Here is a 19,687-nt window from a genome sequence, read left to right on the forward strand (position 1 = left end):
TCCAGATCCTCGTGCGTCGCGAACTCCACGACGATCCTGCCCTTGCGTTTGCCCATGTTGACCTTCACCGTGGTGTCCAGCCGGTCGGAGAGGCGGGACGCCCACTCCTCGACCTGGGGAGGGTTGGCGGTCCGGGTGGGGGCGCGGCGGACCTTCTCCTCCTCGGGCTCCTCCCGCAGGGCGACCATCTCCTCCAGGGAGCGGACCGAGATGCCCTCCTCCACCACCCGGGCGGCCAGCCGGTCCTGGAGGTCGGGGTCCTCGACCTTCAGCAGCGTCCGCGCGTGCCCGGCGCTGAGCACGCCCGCGGCCACGCGCGTCTGCACCTTCGGCGGGAGGGTGAGCAGCCGCAGGGTGTTGGTGATGTGCGAGCGGGACCGGCCGATCCGCTGGGCCAGCTCCCCGTGGGTGGCGCCGAAGTCGTCCAGCAGCTGCTTGTAGGCGGCCGCCTCCTCCAGGGGGGTGAGCTCCTGCCGGTGCAGGTTCTCCAGGAGCGCGTCGCGGAGCAGCTCGTCGTCGTCGGTGCTCCGAACGATGGCGGGGACGCGGGTGAGCCCCGCCTCCTTGCTGGCCCGCATCCGGCGCTCGCCCATGATGAGCTCGTACCGGTGGCCGCCCTCACCCTCCAGCTTGCGCACGACGATGGGCTGGAGCAGGCCGACCTCGCTGATCGAGTCCCGCAGCTCCTCCAGGGCCTGGTCGTCGAAGTACTTCCGCGGCTGCCGGGGGTTGGGGATGATCGAGCTGAGCTCGACCTCCTCCAGATACGTCCCGTCGGGCAGGGCTTCCACCCGTGGCTCGACGGGCTGTGTCTCCTCCTCGGAGACGGGGGCAGGGGCAGGGGCCGCCGGCCCCTGCGGGATGAGTGCCCCCAGTCCCTTGCCCAGTCCGCGCCGCTGCTGGCTCACCGGCACCTCCACACTCCTCTTCCGCTTGTCAGACCTTGGCCCTGTGGGCGATCTCCCGGGCGGCTTCCAGGTAGGCCACCGCGCCGGTGGAAGCCGGGTCGTAGGTCATCACCGACTGGCCGTAACTGGGTGCCTCGGACACCCGGACGCTCCGGGGGATCAGCGTCTCCAGGACGGTGTCCTTGAAGTGCGAGCGCACCTCGTCGGCCACCTGCTGGGAGAGCCGGGTCCGGCCGTCGTACATCGTCAGCAGGATGGTGCTGACCGCCAGCCCCGGGTTCAGGTGGGACTGGACGAGCTCCACGTTGCGCAGCAGCTGACCCAGACCCTCCAGGGCGTAGTACTCGCACTGGATCGGGATCATGACCTCGTCGCACGCCACCATCGCGTTGACCGTCAACAGGCCGAGCGAGGGCGGGCAGTCGATGAGGATGTAGTCCAGGTCCGAGGTGTCGTAGGCGGCGAAGGCCCGCTTGAGCCGGGCCTCGCGCGCGACGAGCGAGACCAGTTCGATCTCGGCGCCCGCCAGGTCGATGGTCGCGGGGGCGCACCACAGGTTGGGGATGTCCGGGACCGGCTGGGCGAGCTTGCGGATCTCCTCGTCCTCCACCAGGCAGTGGTAGATGGACCGGGTCTGGTTGTCGCGCTCCATGCTGAGGGCGGTGGACGCGTTGCCCTGCGGGTCGAGGTCCACCACGAGGACGCGTTGTCCGTGCATCGCCAGGGCGGCCGCGATGTTGACCGTCGTGGTGGTCTTGCCGACGCCGCCCTTCTGGTTGGCCACACTGATCACCCGGCAGTCCTTGGGCCGGGGCCAGATGTCGTCGGGTCCGCGAACCGCCCTGGCCTCGTGGGCCGCACGGGCGAGCGGAGTGTCGGGAACCCCGGACGGTGTTTCACGTGAAACATCGAGCAGGTCTCCGTAGGAGGATGTTTCACGTGAAACACCGGGGTTGTCGGATGGGTTCACGAAGGAGTTCACCTCTTCCGTCCGCGCTTCTTCTTGCCGCCGCGCGCCTTCGACGCCGGCGGACCACCGGTCACCGTGACGCGAACGACCGTGGTAGCGGGATCGACTTTACCCCGCCCCACCCTGATCACATCGCTAACGCTGGGCCGCAGTTTTGAAACGTCTTTCTCCGCGGCGGCCAGTTCGGCCTCCGCCTGCTCCCCCTTGAGCGCCAGCAGGCTGCCGCCCTCACGCAGGAGGGGCAGGGACCACCCGGCGAGTCGGCTCAGGGGGGCGACCGCGCGGGCGGTGACGAAGTCGGTGTGGACCTCTCCGTGCGCCTCCTCGGCGCGACCGCGCCGCACCTCCACGTTGGGCAGCTCCAGGAGTTCCACGGCCTCGTTGAGGAAGACCGTCCGGCGCAGCAGCGGCTCCAGCAGCACCATGCGGATGTCGGGTCGCAGCAGGCCGAGCACCAGGCCGGGCAGCCCGGCGCCCGAGCCGACGTCCACCACCTCCGCGCCCTCGGGAAGCAGCTCCTCCACGACGGCGCAGTTGATGAGGTGCCGCTCCCACAGGCGGGGAACCTCGCGCGGGCCGATCAGCCCCCGGCGTACCCCGTCGTCGGCGAGCAGTTCGGCGTAGCGCCGCGCCGTCGGCAGGGAGGTGCCGAAGACCGCCTCCGCCTCCGCCGGGGGAGCGGGGAGCGCGGCGCCGGGCTCCTCAGTGCCCGAGGTCATCGGTCACCACCTGTGAACTCGTCCATCATCACTTCCATGTCGGTTCGCCACGGCGTCCGCGCACACGGCGGGACCGGTGGGCGAAGGGGGACGCGCAGCGGCGCGGAGAAAAAGGGATCCACCCTGAATCCTACGCGCGGGAGGACACCGCGGTTTCACGTGAAACATCCGCGGTCCCCGCTTCTGCCTTCCCCCTCGGCGGTCCGGCCACACATGGCGAGAAGTCGACAGAGCCACATGCCGACACAGGAAGAGGCCAACACAGGAAAAGGGGGTGGCGATGTTTCACGTGAAACATCGCCACCCCCTCCGGGGTGTCCGTACCTAGGAGGCGGGCTGCACCACCACGTAGCGGTTGGGCTCCTCGCCCTCCGACTCGCTGTGCAGACCGGCTGCGGCCACCGCGTCGTGCACGACCTTGCGCTCGAACGGGGTCATCGGCTCCAGCGGCTGGGTCTCGCCGGTCTCCTTGACCTTGTTGGCGGCGTCCGTCCCGACCTGGAAGAGCACCTTGCGGCGGTCCTCGCGGTACCCGCCGATGTCCAGCATCAGGCGGCTGCGCTCACCGGTGGCCCGGTGCACCGCCAGCCGGGTGAGCTCCTGGAGGGCCTCCAGGACCTCGCCCCGCTCCCCGATCAGTTCGTCGAGGGTGGCTCCGACGACGGAGACCATCGCGCGGTCGCCCTCGACGTCCATGTCGATGTCGCCGTCGAAGTCCGCGATGTCGAGGAGTCCCTCGATGTAGTCCGCCGCGATGTCGCCCTCGTTCTCCAGGGCCTCGACATCGATTCCGGCCTCAGGCGCCTCAGCCACCGCTACGCCACCGCTCTCTTCCTCGCTACTTGCCACAGCGATCCCGTCTCCTCATCCCTCACGCCCTGGCCGCCGTACGCCTCAGGGGCAGTGTCGCCTGCGCACTCGAACGCCTTATCGGCCGGGAGCCGCAGAACCTAGCTCGGACCACCACCGGCCCGCTTGGAACGCGACTGCTTCTTCGGCTGCTTGCGTTCGATCTTAGGCTGTTCCTTCGGCTCAGGAGCGGATTCCGCCGCCTTCTTTCGGCTGAGCATGCCCTTGGCGGAACCGTTGGCGGACGCACCGCTCTTGGCCTTGGCCTCGTCCTGGCCGGGGACCGGCTGCTTGCGGTAGAGGAAGTGCTGCTGCCCCATGGTCCAGACGTTGGAGGTGACCCAGTAGACCAGCACACCCACGGGCATCATGAGACCGAAGAGCCCGAACAGGGGCGCCATGTACATCATGATCTTCTGGGTCTGCATCATGGGGTTGTCGGGCATCTGGGAGACGCTGCGCTTCATGCTCTGGCGCATGGTGAGGAACGTCGTCGTACCCATGATCACGCAGGCGATGGCGATGATGACCTTGGCCATGATCGGGTCGGTCGCACCGAGCGCGGTGAGCTCCGCGGGGGAGCTGTTGAACTGGGCCGCGACGGGCGCCTCGAAGATGAGCGCCGCACGCGCGCTCTCCACCAGCTCCGGGGTGAAGTTGTACTGGGGGTTGCCCTCGGCGACGCTGCGCAGCACGCTGAAGAGCGCGAAGAAGACCGGCATCTGCAGGAGGAGCGGCAGGCAACCCATGATCGGGTTGGTACCGCTCTCCTGGTAGAGCTTCATGGACTCCCGCTGCAAGCGCTCCTTGTCGTGCTTGTAGCGCTCGCGGAGCTTCAGGATCTTGGGCTGGATGTCCTGCATCTTGCGCTGCGTGTTCATCTGCTTGACGAACAGCGGCACCAGAAGGAGCCGCATGAGCACGGTGAGCAGGACGATCGACAGGCCCCAGGCCCAGCCGCTGTCCGTGTCGAGGCCGATGAAGGTCAGGCCCTCGTGGATCCTGACCAGGATCCAACCGACGATGTTGTAAAGCCAGTCCAGCACCGGCCAACTCCTATGTGATTCGCTTCAGCTACTGGTCCCCGGGAGGGGTTCCGGTGTGGCCGGCTCCACCCGCAGACTCCTCGGACTCCCCGTTCCGGCGCCCCCTGGGCGGCGGAACCGGATCAAGCCCCCCCGGGTTGAAGGGGTGGCAACGGGCGATACGCCGGGTTCCCAGCCACAACCCGTACAGGGCTCCGTGCACGCGCAGCGCCTCGACGGCGTACGCGCTGCACGAGGGGTAGAAACGGCAGACCGGGGGGAAGAGCGGGCTGATGAAGCGCTGGTAACCCCGGATGGGCAGGATCAACACGCGCGCGAACACCGTCGGTCTGTGCTCGGTCATCGGCCCCACCGCTCTCCGCCCTCGTCCGGGCGTCGGTTCCCTGCTGTCTCGCGTACCGCGGGATCCGCCTCCGGGGACCGAGGTCGGCCACGGCCGGACCGGCGGCGCGACGACGTCCCGCGGGGGCGCATCGCCGCGGCGATCGCGCTGTCGAGTTGGGCGGCCAGGTCCTCGTGCCGCGCGGTGGCGGCGGCGGGCCGGGCACGCACTACAAGCAGGCTACCGTTTGGCAGAACAGCCAACCGAGACCGCATCAGGTGGCGCAGTCTGCGCTGCACGCGCTTGCGCACCACCGCTCCCCCGACCGCCTTGCTGACCACGAATCCGACCCGCGGGGGGGCGGCGTCCGCGACACCGGAGGGCGGGGGGAGGTAGACGGCGCCCAGGCAGTCCCTGGACGCGCGCCGTCCCGAACGCATGACGGAGCCGAACTCGGCGCTGTGGCGCATCCGGTTCCTCGGCGAGAGCATCGGCTTCCTTCGTGCTTCGGTACTTCTCCCACGACAAAGGGACCGGCCGGCGAGAAGGCCGGACGGTCCCGAAGGGCTTGGTGCTGGGCGTGGCCTAGTGGCTCACGGTCAGCGCCGCGCGCCCCTTACGACGGCGCGAGGCGATGATGGCGCGACCGGCGCGCGTACGCATGCGCAGCCGGAAGCCGTGGACCTTCGCGCGACGCCGGTTGTTCGGCTGGTACGTACGCTTGCTCACTACTGGCTCCAGGGGCGTGTCAGGATAAGTACTACGACGGACCCCCAGGATATGCGGGGCCTACGGGTGCATGAGCCGCGGCCGCGCCTCCGTGCTGACACGGGCGCAGGCAGATCATCGGCATAAGCATAAAGAAGATACGACCTGGTCCGGCCGGGGTCAAATCGGGCCTGTGGACGGCGGGGACGCACGTCCCCGCGGGACCTCTCCCACGTCCTCCCGAGGGCTCTCCCTCCTCCCCCGTCCCGCGCATGTGCGGGCGGCGGGTTCGCGTCCGACCTGCTCGCACCCCCTCGCCTCGCTCCCCTGTGGATCTCCTGTGGACAACTCGTTGTCCACAGGCGTGTGAGACTTCCACACCCTCCGACCCCTGTGGATAACCTCAACCTGTGGATAACTCACCCCTCGCGCCGGGCAGTCCTCCCCCACTGCCGGGAACAGCCTTCTTACACACCTTCTGAGCTGCACATTGTGGATAACCCTGCGCCGCACGCGGAGATCTGCCATCCTGTGGACAAGCCTGTGGAAAACCTGTGGACAACGTCCTGAAGCTGTGGATACCGGGGATGCGGCCATGGACGCGCCGCTCTGTGGGCAGTGAAGTTATCCACAGGCACATACCCGCCCAAACAAGCCGATTTCGCCCCCGGGTCCGACCCGGCACCGCCGCGGGAGGAGGACAATGGGAAGTCGCTCCCTGCGACCCCAGGTCCCCGCGAGCGCCCATCCGACCGACGCGCCACTGGCTCCGCCGTGGCCACCACGTCCCCTCCTGCCCCCCACTTCGCACCGCACAGACCCGTACCGAAGGGACAGCACCCATGGCAGGTCGTCTTGGCTGACGCGCAGGTCAACCTCGCAGTGGTCTGGTCCAGCGTCCTGGACGGGATCGACAACGACTCCCTTCCCGCGCACCAGCGCGCATGGCTGCCGCAGACCCGTCCGCTGGGCCTGATCGAGGACACCGCGCTCATCGCGGCGCCCAACGAGTTCACCAAGAAGGTGCTGGAGACACGCCTGTACCCGGCGATCAGCAAGGCGCTCTCCGCCCACCTGGGCCGGGAGATCCGGGTCGCGGTGACGGTCGACCCCACCGCGGTGCCGACCCCGCCGCCCACCCCTGCGCCCCCGGCCTCCCCGGGGCCGCAGGGCCCGCGGAGCGTGGAGGGGCACACCGCCCCCGCCTTCTCCCCCGTCGTACCGGGCACCGCCCCGGGGCTGACGGGACCGGGGCCGACCGAGCCGCGGGCTCTCCCGGCAACGCCCGCGGACGCCCAGCGGGCCGTGCCCGGCTCCCGGGGACAGCACGCGCGCCCGGCCGCCGGGGAGGCCGAGCCGTCCACCCCGTGGCCCTCGGCCCCGCCGTCGGCGCCGGACCAGGCCGACCTGCTGGGCCCCACGCCCCCGGCGGTCCCCTCGCCCACCGACGAGGAGCCGCACACGGTCCGCGACGCGCCCGCGCCCTGGGTCCAGCAGACCTTCGCCTCCCCCCAGGAGACGCCCACCGCGCCCCCGCTGTGGGAACAGCCCTCGGCCCTGGAGCGGCCGCGGGAGCACGCGCGGTGGCAGCAGCAGGCCTGGGCGGACCCGGAGTGGGACCGGCCCAACCGCTGGGAGACCCCGCGGGAGGAGGCCCCCGCGCCCGCCCCGGGGCCGGAGGCGGCCGAGGAGACCCCGCCCGCTCCGGAGGCCGTGGAGGCCCCCGTGGAGGACGAGGCCCCGCCAAGGACCCTCTCCTCTCCCCCGGGACGCTCGCAGGAGGTCCCACCGGGCGAGCACGCGCGCCTGAACCCGAAGTACACCTTCGACACCTTCGTCATCGGCTCCAGCAACCGCTTCGCGCACGCGGCGTCGGTGGCGGCCGCCGAGGCTCCGGCCAAGGCCTACAACCCGCTGTTCATCCACGGCGGCTCCGGACTGGGCAAGACCCACCTGCTGCACGCCATCGGGCACTACACGCACCGCCTCTACGAGGGTTCGCGGGTGCGGTACGTCAGCTCGGAGGAGTTCACCAACGAGTTCATCAACTCGATCCGGGACGGCAAGGCGGACGGGTTCCGCCGCCGGTACCGCGACATCGACGTGCTCCTGGTGGACGACATCCAGTTCCTGGAGAACAAGGAGCAGACGCAGGAGGAGTTCTTCCACACCTTCAACACGCTGCACAACTCCGACAAGCAGATCGTCATCTCCAGCGACCGGCCGCCCAAGCAGCTGACCACGCTGGAGGACCGGATGCGCAGCCGGTTCGAGTGGGGCCTGCTCACCGACGTCCAGCCTCCCGAACTGGAGACCCGGATCGCCATCCTGCGCAAGAAGGCCGCGCAGGAGGGGCTGGCGGCCCCGCCCGAGGTGCTGGAGTTCATCGCGAGCAAGATCTCCACCAACATCCGGGAGCTGGAGGGCGCGCTGATCCGCGTGACCGCCTTCGCCAGCCTGAACCGGCAGTCGGTGGACCTGGACCTGACCAGCCAGGTGCTGCGGGACCTGGTGCCCAGCACCGAGGTCCCCGAGGTCACGGCGGGGGCGATCATGTCCCAGACGGCCGCCTACTTCGGCCTGACGGTCGAGGACCTGTGCGGGACCTCGCGCTCCCGGGTGCTGGTGACCGCCCGGCAGATCGCCATGTACCTGTGCCGGGAGCTGACCGAGCTGTCCCTGCCCAAGATCGGGCAGCAGTTCGGCCGCGACCACACCACGGTCATGCACGCCGAGCGCAAGGTCCGCGGGCTGATGGCCGAGCGCCGGTCCATCTACAACCAGGTGCACGAGCTCACCAGCCGGATCAAGGACCAGCCCTCGCTGACCTGATCCACGGACTGTGCACGAGCCGCAGGGCGGCCTCCGGGACGGGGGCCGCCCCGCGGCGTGCGGCCCGCGCTCCGCGGCGGTGTGTCGGCCTGTGGACACGGCCACCTGTCGACACGTCCACAAGGCGGCACAGTCACAAAGCGGCACAGTCACGAGGCGACACACGTTATCCACAGGGCTCCGCCACGCCTCCGGCCGAGTTATCCACAGGCTTGTGCGTACGAACGCCCGCCTCTGGAGGGTTTCGCCGCCTCTGCCGACGTCCGGGGCGGTTCGTGCCCGGCACGCCCTGTTCTCCCTGTTTCCCGGGCGTTCCGTGACCGCTGTTGCCCTTCCCACACCTGGTCGGACGTGCTCGTGCCGGTGTTCGGCGCGCAGAACAGGGAGCACCCCTGTGGACAAACCTGTGCACAGACCCTTTGTCCGTGTTCGGGGGATCTGTGGAGGGGCTCAGAAAAAAATTTTGGCGTTCTCTCGCCCAAGTTATCCACAGGAGGGGGGCCAAATCTGTGGACAACCCTGTGGACAACCTGTGGAAAAGTGCGCCGAGCCTGTGGGTAACCACCCCTGTCCCTGTGGACACGGCGGTGGGTCATCCGATGACTGAACCACCGATCCTTGTGGAGAACCTGGGGAAAACCTGTGGACGAAGCTGTGGACAGAGTGTGGAAAACCTGGGGACGGCTTCGTCCGTCCACAGGCGGGCCAAGTTACCCACAGGGTTACCCACAGGGCCTGTGGACAAAAATTCGCGTGTTGACCTGCGAAAACAAGGGTTATCCACACTATCCACAGGCCCTACTACTACTGCGCACCTTCATTAACCAAGATGTGGCTTCACAACCGCTCCGCGGAAAATCTGTGGACAACTCTCCGAGACCGGCGCGACGACAGCCCGGCGCTGGGCTGTCAGCGGCAGCGGGTGAATCCGGGTAACGTGTGGTCTCGCCCCTGTCCTCCGCCGCCCGGATCCGAGCGGTGACCCCATACGGGATCCGAGGCAGCTCCCGGCGCCATCGGCGCGGCCTCCACAACCCTGTGGACGGAGCCCTCGGCAGACCCACAGATCCACGAGCTGCAACGTTGAGGCTTCGACCGGCACCCCCGGTCGTGCGGAAAGTGAGTCGGAAAGTGAAGTTCCGGGTCGAACGCGACGTACTGGCCGAGGCAGTCGCCTGGACCGCGCGCACACTCCCGACGCGCCCCTCGGTCCCGGTGCTCGTCGGCATCCTGCTGGAGGCCGGTGAGTTCGACGGCCGCCAGCAGCTGCGCCTGTCCGGCTTCGACTACGAGGTCTCCACCCAGGCCGCGGTGGACGTCGACGTCGAGGAGCCGGGCACGGTGCTGGTCACCGGCAAGCTCCTGGCCGAGATCACCCGCAACCTCCCCGCACAGCCTGTGGAGATCTCCACCGACGGTCCCAAGGTCGTCGTCACCGGCGGCAGCGCGAAGTTCACCCTGACCACCATGCCGGTGGAGGACTACCCCACGCTCCCGGAGATGCCCGGTGTGAGCGGGACCGTCGGCAGCGACGCCTTCGCCGCCGCGGTCAGCCAGGTGGCCGTGGCCGCCGGGCGCGACGACACCCTGCCGATGCTCACCGGCGTGCGCGTCGAGATCGAGGGCGAGAAGATCACGCTCGCCTCCACCGACCGCTACCGCCTGGCCGTGCGCGAGCTCACCTGGAAGCCGGAGAACCCCGACCTGTCCGCGGTCGCGCTGGTCCCGGCCAAGACCCTCCACGACACCGCCAAGTCGCTCACCTCGGGCGCCGAGGTCTCGATCGCCCTCTCGGACGGCGGCTCCGGCGAGGGCATGATCGGCTTCGAGGGCGGCGGCCGCCGCACCACGACCCGCCTGCTCGACGGCGAGTTCCCCAAGTACCGGGCGCTGTTGCCGGACACCTTCAACTCGGTGGCCGAGGTCAGCCGCTCCGAGTTCGTCGAGGCGGTCAAGCGCGTCTCGCTGGTCGCCGAGCGCAACACCCCGCTGCGGCTGTCCTTCAGCCAGGGCCAGCTGGTCCTGGAGGCGGGCACCGGCGAGGAGGCGCAGGCGGTCGAGGCCCTGGAGGCCGACCTGGACGGCGACGACATCCAGATCGCCTTCAACTCCGGGTTCCTCCTGGACGGGCTCGGCGCCATCGGCACCGACGTCGCCCGCCTGAACTTCACCACCTCGACCAAGCCGTCGATCCTGACCGGCAAGCCCGCGGAGGAGGGTTCCTCCCCCGAGTACCGCTACCTGATCATGCCGGTGCGTCAGCCGGGCTGATCCGCGGCCGGTTCGATTGACTGGCACCTGCCGGATCCGGTCCGCGACCCGGGCCGGACGGCGTCCATCCACAGGCGGCGAAGGGGAGCAGAGCACCATGCAGCTCGGAATGATCGGTCTCGGCAAGATGGGCGGCAACATGGCCGCCCGGCTGCGGGAGAAGGGCCACGAGGTCGTCGGGTACGACGTCGCCTCGCCGGAGCGCGACGTCGACACCCTGGCCGGACTGGTCGAACGCCTGGCCGCCCCCCGGGTGGTCTGGGTGATGGTCCCCGCGGGCGACCCCACGGCCGCGACCATCGCCGAACTGGGCGAGCTCATGGACGAGGGCGACCTCGTCATCGAGGGGGGCAACTCCCACTACGCGGACGACCGCGTCCGCGCCAGGGCACTGGCGGAGAAGGGCGTCGGCTACCTCGACGCCGGTGTGAGCGGCGGTGTCTGGGGCCGCCAGAACGGCTACGGCATCATGGTCGGCGGCCCGGCCGAGGACGTCGAGAAGGCCCGCCCGGTCTTCGACGCCCTCGTGCCCGACGAGGGCGTGGGCTTCGTCCACGCCGGAGCGGTCGGCGCCGGACACTTCGTCAAGATGGTCCACAACGGCATCGAGTACGGCATGATGCAGGCCTTCGGCGAGGGCTACGAGCTCATGGTCGCCTCCGGGCTCGTGGACGACGTCCCCGGCACGTTCGAGAGCTGGCGCGAGGGCACCGTGGTGCGCTCCTGGCTGCTGGACCTGCTCTCGCGTGCCCTGGAGGAGGACCCCGAGCTGGCGCGTCTGCGCGGCTACGCCGAGGACTCCGGCGAGGGCCGCTGGACCGTCCAGGCCGCCGTGGACCTCGCGGTCCCGGCCCCGGCGATCACCTCCTCCCTCTACGCGCGGTTCGCCTCCCGCCAGGACGACAGCCCGGCCATGAAGGTCGTGGCGGCCCTGCGCAACCAGTTCGGCGGGCACGCCGTGCACCGGGCCGAGACCTCGGACGACATCGACGTCTGAGGAGTCGTCAAGCCCCGCACCCCGACCCGGGGACGCAGCCCGCGGGCCGTCCCCGGGAGCACCCTTCCCCCGACCGCCGCCGCCCCAGGAGGAAGGCCGGATGTACGTATCCCACCTGCAACTGGCCGACTTCCGGTCCTACCGTGAGGTCCTCGTCGAGATGGGCCCCGGTGTGAGCGTGTTCGTCGGCGCCAACGGCCAGGGCAAGACCAACCTGGTCGAGGCGATCGGCTACGTGGCCACCCTCGGAAGCCACCGGGTCTCCTCCGACACCCCGCTGGTCCGCCAGGGCGCTCCCCGCGCGATCGTCCGGGCCAAGGTGGTGCGCGACGAGCGGTCCATGGTGGTGGACCTGGAGCTCAACCCCGGCAGGGCCAACCGAGCCCGGATCAACCAGGCGCCCGCGGGCCGCCCGCGCGAGGTCCTGGGGATCCTGCGCACCGTGCTCTTCGCCCCGGAGGACCTGGCCCTGGTCAAGGGCGACCCCGGCGAGCGGCGCCGGTTCCTGGACGATCTGCTGGTGGCGCGCGCGCCCCGGATGGCGGGCGTGCGCTCGGACTACGACCGGGTGCTCAAGCAGCGCAACGCCCTGCTCAGGTCGGCCTCCGGCCGGATGTTCCGCCAGCGCTCGGCGCCCGACCTGAGCACGCTGGAGGTGTGGGACTCCCACCTGGCGGAGACGGGTGCGGAGCTGCTGGCGGCGCGGCTGGAGCTGGTGGAGGAGCTGCGCCCGAGGATCGCCGAGGCCTACGCGGGACTGACCGACTCCGGGGGCCCGGCCGTCCCCGACTACCGCAGCGGCGCGGTCCCCGAGGGGGCCGAGGCGCCGACCGGCCGTCCACAGCTTGTGGAAACCCTGCGCGCGGCCATGGACGAGGCCCGCGACCGTGAGCTCCAGCGCGGGGTCAGCCTGGTGGGCCCGCACCGCGACGACCTGGTCCTGCGGCTGGGCGGGATGCCCGCCAAGGGCTACGCCAGCCAGGGCGAGTCCTGGTCGTACGCGCTCTCACTCAAGCTGGCCGCCTTCGACCTGCTGCGCTCCGACGGCGACGACCCGGTGCTGATCCTGGACGACGTGTTCGCCGAGTTGGACAGCGAGCGCCGCCGCAGGCTGGCCGAGCGCGTCGGCGACGCCGAGCAGGTCCTGGTGACCGCGGCCGTGCCCGAGGACATCCCCAAAGAGCTGGACGGGGCACGGTTCGGCGTGCGCGAGGGAGGCGTCGCGGGTGAGTGAGCGTTATCCACACCCTGTGGACCGGGGTTCGGCTCCCGGAGCGGCCGACCACGGCGGCGGAGGACTCCGTCCACATCCTGTGGGCGACGCGCGGCGGCCGCCCGAGCCGGGACCTTCGGCTCCTCCGGCTCCCCCGGCGCCGTCGGGGGCCGACCTGGCACGCCAGGCGCTCGCACGCGCCCGGGCCGAGGCCAAGGACCGCGGCGCGGTGCCCCGGGGGCTCCAGCGCTCGCGCCGGCGTGGCCGGTTGCGGTCACGCAACGAGCCCCAGATGTTCGGCGAGGCCGTGCGCACGTGGCTGATCGAGCACGGCTGGCAGGAGCAGGTGGCCATCGGCGGCGTGTTCGGCCGTTGGGCGGACATCGTGGGCGATTTCAACGCCGAACACCTTCGTCCGGAGAGTTATTCGGACGGGGAACTCGTCGTGGTGGCCGATTCGCCAACCATGGCGGCCCACGCGCGAGCGATGGTGCGCGATCTCATGCGACGTCTCAACGAGGAGCTGGGCGACGGCACGGTCGTCGCCATCAAGGTCCGCGGGCCCGGTTTCCGACGCCGCTGAGGCGCGTCCTCCCGGGCCGTGGCACCGGGGCGCCTGGTTTCTCCCCTTCCACAGCCTGTGGATAACCCCAGGTGAACGCCGTTCCCACAGGTGTTCGGCGCCGCTGGGGGCGGGGTCCGGACGGCATCGGGGCCGCCGGTCGCCGCAGGCGCCACTCAACCGCACCGGGACTTGCGCGCAGCCCCTCCCGCGTGTAGGGAGTCGTCTCCCTCCCTGAACGTTCGTTGTGAGGCGGCACAGGGCCGCCAATGCCACTTTGTCGCACCGTGCGGGGTATCATGGAGACGGTTCTTCAGACGCCTGTAGCCGGTCCCACGCCCCCAGAAGAGGGTGGGCGGACGGCCCCTGTGGCGAACGGTGATCCCCCAGGTGTCGCGGCATGTCGGCCCTCCCGGTCACCGCGTCACGGGTGACCGTCGCCGCTCGGCCGCGGTCGGCAGGCGTCCCCAGCAGGAGGGTGTTCCCACTTGGCCTACGACGCAGGTTCAATCACGGTTCTGGAGGGGCTTGAGGCAGTACGCAAGCGCCCCGGAATGTACATCGGTTCCACCGGGGAGCGGGGCCTGCACCACCTGGTCTACGAGGTGGTCGACAACTCCGTCGACGAGGCCCTGGCGGGTCACGCCGACGCCATCGAGGTGACCCTGCTGGCCGACGGCGGCGTGTGCGTGGCCGACAACGGCCGCGGCATCCCCACCGGCATCCACCCGGTGGAGAAGCGCCCCGCCGTCGAGGTCGTCCTCACCACGCTGCACGCGGGCGGCAAGTTCGACGGCAAGTCCTACGCGGTCTCCGGCGGCCTGCACGGCGTCGGCGTCTCCGTCGTCAACGCGCTGTCCACCGCGTTGGACGTGGAGATCCGCAACGAAGGGCACGTGTGGCGCCAGCGCTACGAGATGACCGCGCCCACGGGTGAGCTCGTCAAGGGCGAGAGCACCGACGAGACCGGCACCCAGATCACCTTCTGGCCGGACGGCGGCATCTTCGAGACGACCACGTTCTCGTTCGAGACGCTCGCCCGCCGTATGCAGGAGATGGCCTTCCTCAACAAGGGACTGTCCATCACCATCCGCGACGAGCGGCCCGAGCACACCGACGGCGGTCCGACGGTCAACACCTTCCACTACGAGGAGGGGCTGTCGGACTACGTCCGCCACATCAACGCCAAGAAGGAGCCGGCGCACGCGTCGATCATCTCCTTCGAGGAGGACGGCGAGGGCATCTCGGTCGAGGTCGCCATGCAGTGGAACCAGTCCTACACCTCGTCCGTGCACACCTTCGCCAACACCATCAACACGGCTGAGGGCGGCACGCACGAGGAGGGGTTCCGTTCCGCGCTGACCACCCTGGTCAACCGGTACGCCCGCGACCAGAAGCTGCTGCGCGAGAAGGACGACAACCTCACCGGCGACGACATCCGCGAGGGCCTGACCGCCATCATCTCGGTCAAGATGGCCGACCCGCAGTTCGAGGGCCAGACCAAGACCAAGCTGGGCAACACCGAGGCCAAGTCCTTCGTCCAGAAGGTCACCAACGAGCACCTGCGCGACTGGTTCGAGCGCAACCCCGGCGAGGCCAAGGACATCGTGTCCAAGGCCAGCCAGGCCGCCCGCGCGCGCGTGGCCGCCCGCCAGGCCCGCGACCTGACCCGCCGCAAGACGCTGCTGGAGACCACCTCCCTCCCGGGCAAGCTGTCGGACTGCCAGTCCACCAACCCGGAGGAGTGCGAGGTCTACATCGTCGAGGGCGACTCGGCCGGTGGCTCCGCCAAGGGTGGTCGAAACCCGCACAACCAGGCCATCCTGCCCATCCGGGGCAAGATCCTGAACGTGGAGAAGTCCCGGATCGACCGCATCCTCAAGAACACGGAGGTCCAGGCGATCATCACCGCCCTGGGCACCGGCATCCACGAGGACTTCGACGCCGAGAAGCTGCGGTACCACAAGGTCATCCTGATGGCCGACGCCGACGTCGACGGCCAGCACATCCGCACGCTGCTGCTCACCCTGCTGTTCCGCTTCATGAAGCCGCTGGTCGAGGCCGGGAACGTGTACCTGGCCGCGCCGCCGCTGTACAAGGTCAAGTGGGACCAGAAGGGCAGCGACGCGAGCTACGCCTTCTCCGACGCCGAGCGGGACCGGGTCATCGAGGCCGGGATCGCCCAGGGCAAGAGGGACCCGCGCCCGCGCGACATGGTGCAGCGCTTCAAGGGTCTGGGCGAGATGAACGCCAACGAGCTGTGGGACACCACGATGGACCCGGACCGCCGCGTCCTGCACCAGGTCAACCTGGAGGACGCGGCCCAGGCCGACGAACTGTTCAGCGTGCTCATGGGTGAGGACGTCGAGTCGCGGCGCGCCTTCATCCAGCGCAACGCCAAGGACGTCCGGTTCCTGGACATCTAGCGCCTCCGGGATATCCAGGGCCTCCCGGAGGACCCGGGTCCCCGTTCCCACCCGTGCTCAAGCAAGCTTCGTAGAAGGGACCGACATCCGTGACGGATGCGAACAACCCCGACGCCCCTGAGGGCGGGGACTCCAGCGTGGAGGCCCCGCCGCGCGTGACCGACCGGATCGAGCCCGTCGACATCCAGGTCGAGATGCAGCGCAGCTACCTCGACTACGCGATGTCGGTCATCGTCGGCCGCGCCCTGCCCGACGTGCGCGACGGCCTCAAGCCGGTCCACCAGCGCGTGCTCTACGCGATGTACGACGGCGGCTACCGGCCCGACCGCGGCTACTTCAAGTGCGCCCGCGTCGTCGGCGACGTCATGGGCAACTACCACCCGCACGGTGACAGCGCCATCTACGACACCCTGGTGCGCCTGGCCCAGTGGTGGTCCATGCGGATGCCGCTGGTCGACCCCAACGGCAACTTCGGCTCGGCGGGCAACGACCCGGCCGCCGCCATGCGCTACACCGAGTGCAAGCTCGCGCCGCTGGCCATGGAGATGCTCCGGGACATCGACAAGGAAACCGTCGACTTCCGGCCCAACTACGACGGCCGCTCCTCCGAGCCCGTCGTGCTGCCCGCCCGCTTCCCGAACCTGCTGGTCAACGGCTCCTCGGGCATCGCGGTCGGTATGGCCACCAACATCCCGCCGCACAACCTGCGCGAGGTCGCCGACGGCGTCAACTGGTACCTCGACAACCCCGAGGCGCAGGACGAGGAGCTGCTCGACCAGCTCATCGCGCGCGTCAAGGGCCCCGACTTCCCGACCCGCGGGCTCATCGTCGGCAAGCGCGGCATCGAGGAGGCGTACCGGACCGGGCGCGGCTCCATCACCATGCGCGCCGTGGTCGAGGTGGAGGAGGACACGCGGGGCCGCCAGACCCTGGTCATCACCGAGCTGCCCTACCAGGTCAACCCGGACAACCTCGCGCTCAAGATCGCCGACCTGGTCAAGGACGGCAAGGTCACCGGCATCGCCGACGTGCGCGACGAGAGCAGCGGCCGCACCGGACAGCGCCTGGTCATCGTGCTCAAGCGCGACGCCGTCGCCAAGGTCGTGCTGAACAACCTCTACAAGCACACCCAGCTCCAGGAGACCTTCGGCGCGAACATGCTCGCGCTGGTCGACGGGGTGCCGCGCACCCTGCGCCTGGACCAGATGATCCGGCACTGGGTCAAGCACCAGGTCGAGGTCATCGTCCGCCGGACCCGGTACCTGCTGCGCAAGGCCGAGGAGCGGGCGCACATCCTGCGCGCCCTGCTGCGGGCCATGGACCGCATCGACGAGGTCATCAGCCTCATCCGGGCCAGCGCCTCCGCGGACCAGGCCCGTACCGGCCTGATGGACCTGCTGGAGATCGACGACATCCAGGCCCGCGCCATCCTCGACATGCAGCTGCGCAAGCTGGCCGCCCTGGAGCGCAACGCGCTGACGGCCGAGTACGACGAGCTCATGGCGCAGATCGCCGACTACAACGACATCCTCGAATCGGACACGCGCCAGCGGAGCATCATCCGCGAGGAGCTCGGCGAGATCGTGGAGAAGTACGGCGACGAGCGGCGCACGCACATCATCCCCTTCGAGGGCGACATGCGCATGGAGGACTTCATCGCCGAGGAGGACGTGGTCGTCACGATCTCCCGCGGTGGATACGCCAAGCGCACGCGCATCGACAACTACCGCGCCCAGAAGCGCGGCGGCAAGGGTGTGCGCGGGGCCCAGCTCAAGCAGGACGACATCGTCCAGCACTTCTTCGTCACCACCACCCACAACTGGATCCTGTGCTTCACCAACCAGGGCCGGGTGTACCGCACGAAGGCCTACGAGCTGCCCGAGGCCGCCCGCGACGCGCGCGGCCAGCACGTGGCGAACCTGCTCCCGTTCCAGCCGGGCGAGGAGATCGCGCAGATCATGGCGCTGCGCGACTACGAGGCCGCCCCGTACCTGGTGCTCGCCACCCGCGAGGGCCTGGTCAAGAAGTCCCGCCTGGAGGACTTCGACTCGGCGCGTGCGGCGGGCATCATCGCGATCAACCTGCGCGAGGACGACGAGCTGATCGCCGCCCGGCTGGTCTTCCCCGACGACGACCTGCTGCTGATCTCCAGCGACGCCCAGGCGATCCGGTTCCCGGCCTCCGACGAGTCGCTGCGCCCCATGGGCCGCGCCACCAGCGGCGTGATCGGCATGCGGTTCCTGGAGGACGACTACCTGCTGAGCATGGACGTCATCCGGCCCGGCGACGGCTCCACGGACGTCCTGGTCACCACCGAGAACGGCTACGCCAAGCGCACCCCGTCCGACCAGTACCCGGTGCAGAACCGCGGCGGCAAGGGCGTGCTGACGGCCAAGGTGGTGGAGGCCCGCGGCAAGCTGGTCGGCGCCCTGATGGTCGACCCCGAGGTGGACGAGGTCTTCGCGATCACCTCCGTGGGCGGTGTCATCCGCACCGGCGCCGACGAGGTCAAGCGGTCCGGCCGCACGACCATGGGCGTCCGGCTGATGAACCTGGACAAGGGCAACAAGATCGTGGCCGTGGCGCGCAACGCCGAGGCCGCCGAGGAGGAGGCCGTCGAGACGGCCGATGCCGCGGAGGAGGCAGTCGACACGGCCGAGAACGTGAACGCGAACGGCGAAGGCAACCCGGAGGCCTAGACTTCGCGTTAGGCCCCATATGGACCGCGGGGTTCGTTTTGTGCGAACCCCGCGGACACCCTGGTCGCGCCAATCACCCGTTCTCAAGGAAAGTCCAGCGGTAACGTTTCTATGTCTGACAACCAGCGGAACACCACCACGAACGAAACCGACCCGGACACGGCGGAGACCGCCGGGGGCGGGGACGTGGAGACGACCGAGAAGGACACGGCAGAAGCGGGGGCCGCCGTGACCACCGAGGTCGACGACAAGGCCGACCCGGCACAGGACACCGGGGAGGCCGACACGGCCGAGGAGTCCGGCGAGGAGTCGGGGAGGAAGTCCGGCGACGAGGACGGGGGCTCCGCCGACAAGGCGGACACCGCGTCCGAGGCCGCCGCCGGAACGGCCGAGCCCGTGGCGGAGGACCGCGCCGAAGCGGGGGGAACGCCAGTGTCCGAATCGAAGACCTCGGTGCCTGAGGGCCCGAGCGCCGTGAAGGCGAGCCTGTCCAGCCGCAAGGCACACCTGTCGGTCTCCCGCGTGGAGCCGTGGTCGGTGATGAAGTTCAGCTTCGTCGTCTCCCTGGTGTGCTTCATCATCCTGTTCGTGGCGATCGCGGTGATCTACGCGACGCTGTCGATGCTGGGTGTCTTCGACGAGCTGACCAACATGCTCACGGCGCTCCTGGAGGGTGACGGGACCGAGGACGAGCTCGGCCTCGACCCGGCCTCCTGGTTCTCGCCGGGCCGCGTCCTGGGGTACACCGGCGTGGTTGGCGCGCTGAACATCGTGCTGATCACCGCCCTGTCCACGGTGGGCGCCATGCTGTACAACCTCGTCGCCGACCTGGTCGGCGGCGTCGACGTGACGCTGTCCGAGGCCGAGTAGCACCGCCGTGAGGGCCCGGTCCCCGCTGGGGCCGGGCCCTCACGCGTTGGTCCCGAGCACTTCCGCACCCGGGTAAAATGGGAGGTGGAAAGGGACGCGTGAGCCGCGTCCCACCTCGCGTCCGCCCCGGATCACCGGTTCGCCCCGGCCCCACCGATGCGGTAGAGTTCCACACGCAGCAAGGGCGTATAGCTCAGTCGGTTAGAGCGCATCCCTGATAAGGATGAGGCCCCAGGTTCAAGTCCTGGTACGCCCACCCAGTTTCATCTGGTCAGAGCCTTGCTTCTCCACTCGG

16 protein-coding genes and 1 tRNA gene are annotated in these 19,687 nt (G+C 69.7%); 9 read left to right on the forward strand and 8 right to left on the reverse strand.

From position 1 onward, the window contains the following. From ACSIH6_RS24530 to rpmH, 8 genes are all read right to left on the reverse strand, one after another. Positions 1-908: ParB/RepB/Spo0J family partition protein (locus ACSIH6_RS24530; RefSeq protein WP_435110668.1), on the reverse strand; the 908-nt coding region annotated here is incomplete at its 3' end. Positions 909-936: 28 nt separating this feature from the next. After that, complete coding sequence (locus ACSIH6_RS24535; RefSeq protein WP_435110669.1) at positions 937-1,701, reverse strand: ParA family protein; 765 nt, start codon at positions 1,699-1,701, stop codon at positions 937-939. A gap of 185 nt (positions 1,702-1,886) precedes the next feature. Continuing rightward, positions 1,887-2,597 carry a 16S rRNA (guanine(527)-N(7))-methyltransferase RsmG gene (gene rsmG, locus ACSIH6_RS24540; protein ID WP_017562921.1) on the reverse strand — a complete coding sequence of 237 codons (711 nt, stop codon included), beginning with the start codon at positions 2,595-2,597 and terminating at the stop codon, positions 1,887-1,889. 324 nt (positions 2,598-2,921) lie between these two features. Further along, positions 2,922-3,410 (reverse strand): Jag family protein, encoded by a 489-nt coding sequence (locus tag ACSIH6_RS24545; protein WP_017562922.1) that lies wholly within the window; start codon positions 3,408-3,410, stop codon positions 2,922-2,924. Between the two features lie 137 nt (positions 3,411-3,547). After that, positions 3,548-4,492, reverse strand: coding sequence for a membrane protein insertase YidC (gene yidC, locus ACSIH6_RS24550; RefSeq protein ID WP_435110671.1), 945 nt, complete (start codon positions 4,490-4,492; stop codon positions 3,548-3,550). Positions 4,493-4,520: 28 nt separating this feature from the next. Beyond that, the gene (yidD, locus tag ACSIH6_RS24555; RefSeq protein ID WP_026114436.1) at positions 4,521-4,835 is read right to left on the reverse strand and encodes a membrane protein insertion efficiency factor YidD; all 315 of its coding nucleotides are present in this window, start codon (positions 4,833-4,835) and stop codon (positions 4,521-4,523) included. Further along, a complete protein-coding gene (gene rnpA, locus ACSIH6_RS24560) occupies positions 4,832-5,305 on the reverse strand; it encodes a ribonuclease P protein component (RefSeq protein ID WP_082768380.1) in 474 nt (157 codons plus the stop codon). The genes yidD and rnpA overlap by 4 nt, the downstream gene beginning before the upstream one ends. A gap of 94 nt (positions 5,306-5,399) precedes the next feature. Next, positions 5,400-5,543, reverse strand: a complete 144-nt coding sequence (gene rpmH, locus ACSIH6_RS24565) for a 50S ribosomal protein L34 (RefSeq protein ID WP_013155858.1) — start codon at positions 5,541-5,543, stop codon at positions 5,400-5,402. A gap of 861 nt (positions 5,544-6,404) precedes the next feature. On the opposite strand from rpmH, the gene dnaA reads away from it, so the two are divergent. The 9 genes from dnaA to ACSIH6_RS24610 all read left to right on the forward strand — a co-directional run bounded on the left by dnaA (position 6,405) and on the right by ACSIH6_RS24610 (position 19,648). Further along, positions 6,405-8,354 carry a chromosomal replication initiator protein DnaA gene (gene dnaA / locus ACSIH6_RS24570; RefSeq protein WP_435110714.1) on the forward strand — a complete coding sequence of 650 codons (1,950 nt, stop codon included), beginning with the start codon at positions 6,405-6,407 and terminating at the stop codon, positions 8,352-8,354. A 1,131-nt stretch (positions 8,355-9,485) separates the two neighbouring features. Continuing rightward, positions 9,486-10,625: a DNA polymerase III subunit beta gene (gene dnaN / locus ACSIH6_RS24575; protein ID WP_150250863.1), complete on the forward strand. Its 1,140-nt coding sequence runs from the start codon at positions 9,486-9,488 to the stop codon at positions 10,623-10,625. 16 nt (positions 10,626-10,641) lie between these two features. After that, on the forward strand, positions 10,642-11,622 hold the full coding sequence (gene gnd / locus ACSIH6_RS24580) for a phosphogluconate dehydrogenase (NAD(+)-dependent, decarboxylating) (protein ID WP_435110672.1): 981 nt from the start codon (positions 10,642-10,644) through the stop codon (positions 11,620-11,622). 100 nt (positions 11,623-11,722) lie between these two features. Further along, positions 11,723-12,856 carry a DNA replication/repair protein RecF gene (recF, locus tag ACSIH6_RS24585; protein ID WP_435110673.1) on the forward strand — a complete coding sequence of 378 codons (1,134 nt, stop codon included), beginning with the start codon at positions 11,723-11,725 and terminating at the stop codon, positions 12,854-12,856. 79 nt (positions 12,857-12,935) lie between these two features. Beyond that, positions 12,936-13,418 (forward strand): DciA family protein, encoded by a 483-nt coding sequence (locus ACSIH6_RS24590; protein WP_435110715.1) that lies wholly within the window; start codon positions 12,936-12,938, stop codon positions 13,416-13,418. 467 nt (positions 13,419-13,885) lie between these two features. Beyond that, positions 13,886-15,823, forward strand: a complete 1,938-nt coding sequence (gene gyrB / locus ACSIH6_RS24595; RefSeq protein WP_435110674.1) for a DNA topoisomerase (ATP-hydrolyzing) subunit B — start codon at positions 13,886-13,888, stop codon at positions 15,821-15,823. An 89-nt stretch (positions 15,824-15,912) separates the two neighbouring features. Then, on the forward strand, positions 15,913-18,522 hold the full coding sequence (gene gyrA / locus ACSIH6_RS24600; RefSeq protein ID WP_435110675.1) for a DNA gyrase subunit A: 2,610 nt from the start codon (positions 15,913-15,915) through the stop codon (positions 18,520-18,522). Between the two features lie 111 nt (positions 18,523-18,633). Beyond that, positions 18,634-19,392, forward strand: a complete 759-nt coding sequence (locus ACSIH6_RS24605; RefSeq protein WP_435110676.1) for a DUF3566 domain-containing protein — start codon at positions 18,634-18,636, stop codon at positions 19,390-19,392. Positions 19,393-19,574: 182 nt separating this feature from the next. Continuing rightward, positions 19,575-19,648 (forward strand) — tRNA-Ile (locus tag ACSIH6_RS24610). The last annotated feature ends 39 nt before the right edge of the window (positions 19,649-19,687 follow it).

It is taken from the genome of Nocardiopsis synnemataformans (assembly GCF_965343085.1).
Taxonomy (GTDB): Bacteria; Actinomycetota; Actinomycetes; order Streptosporangiales; family Streptosporangiaceae; genus Nocardiopsis; species Nocardiopsis alborubida.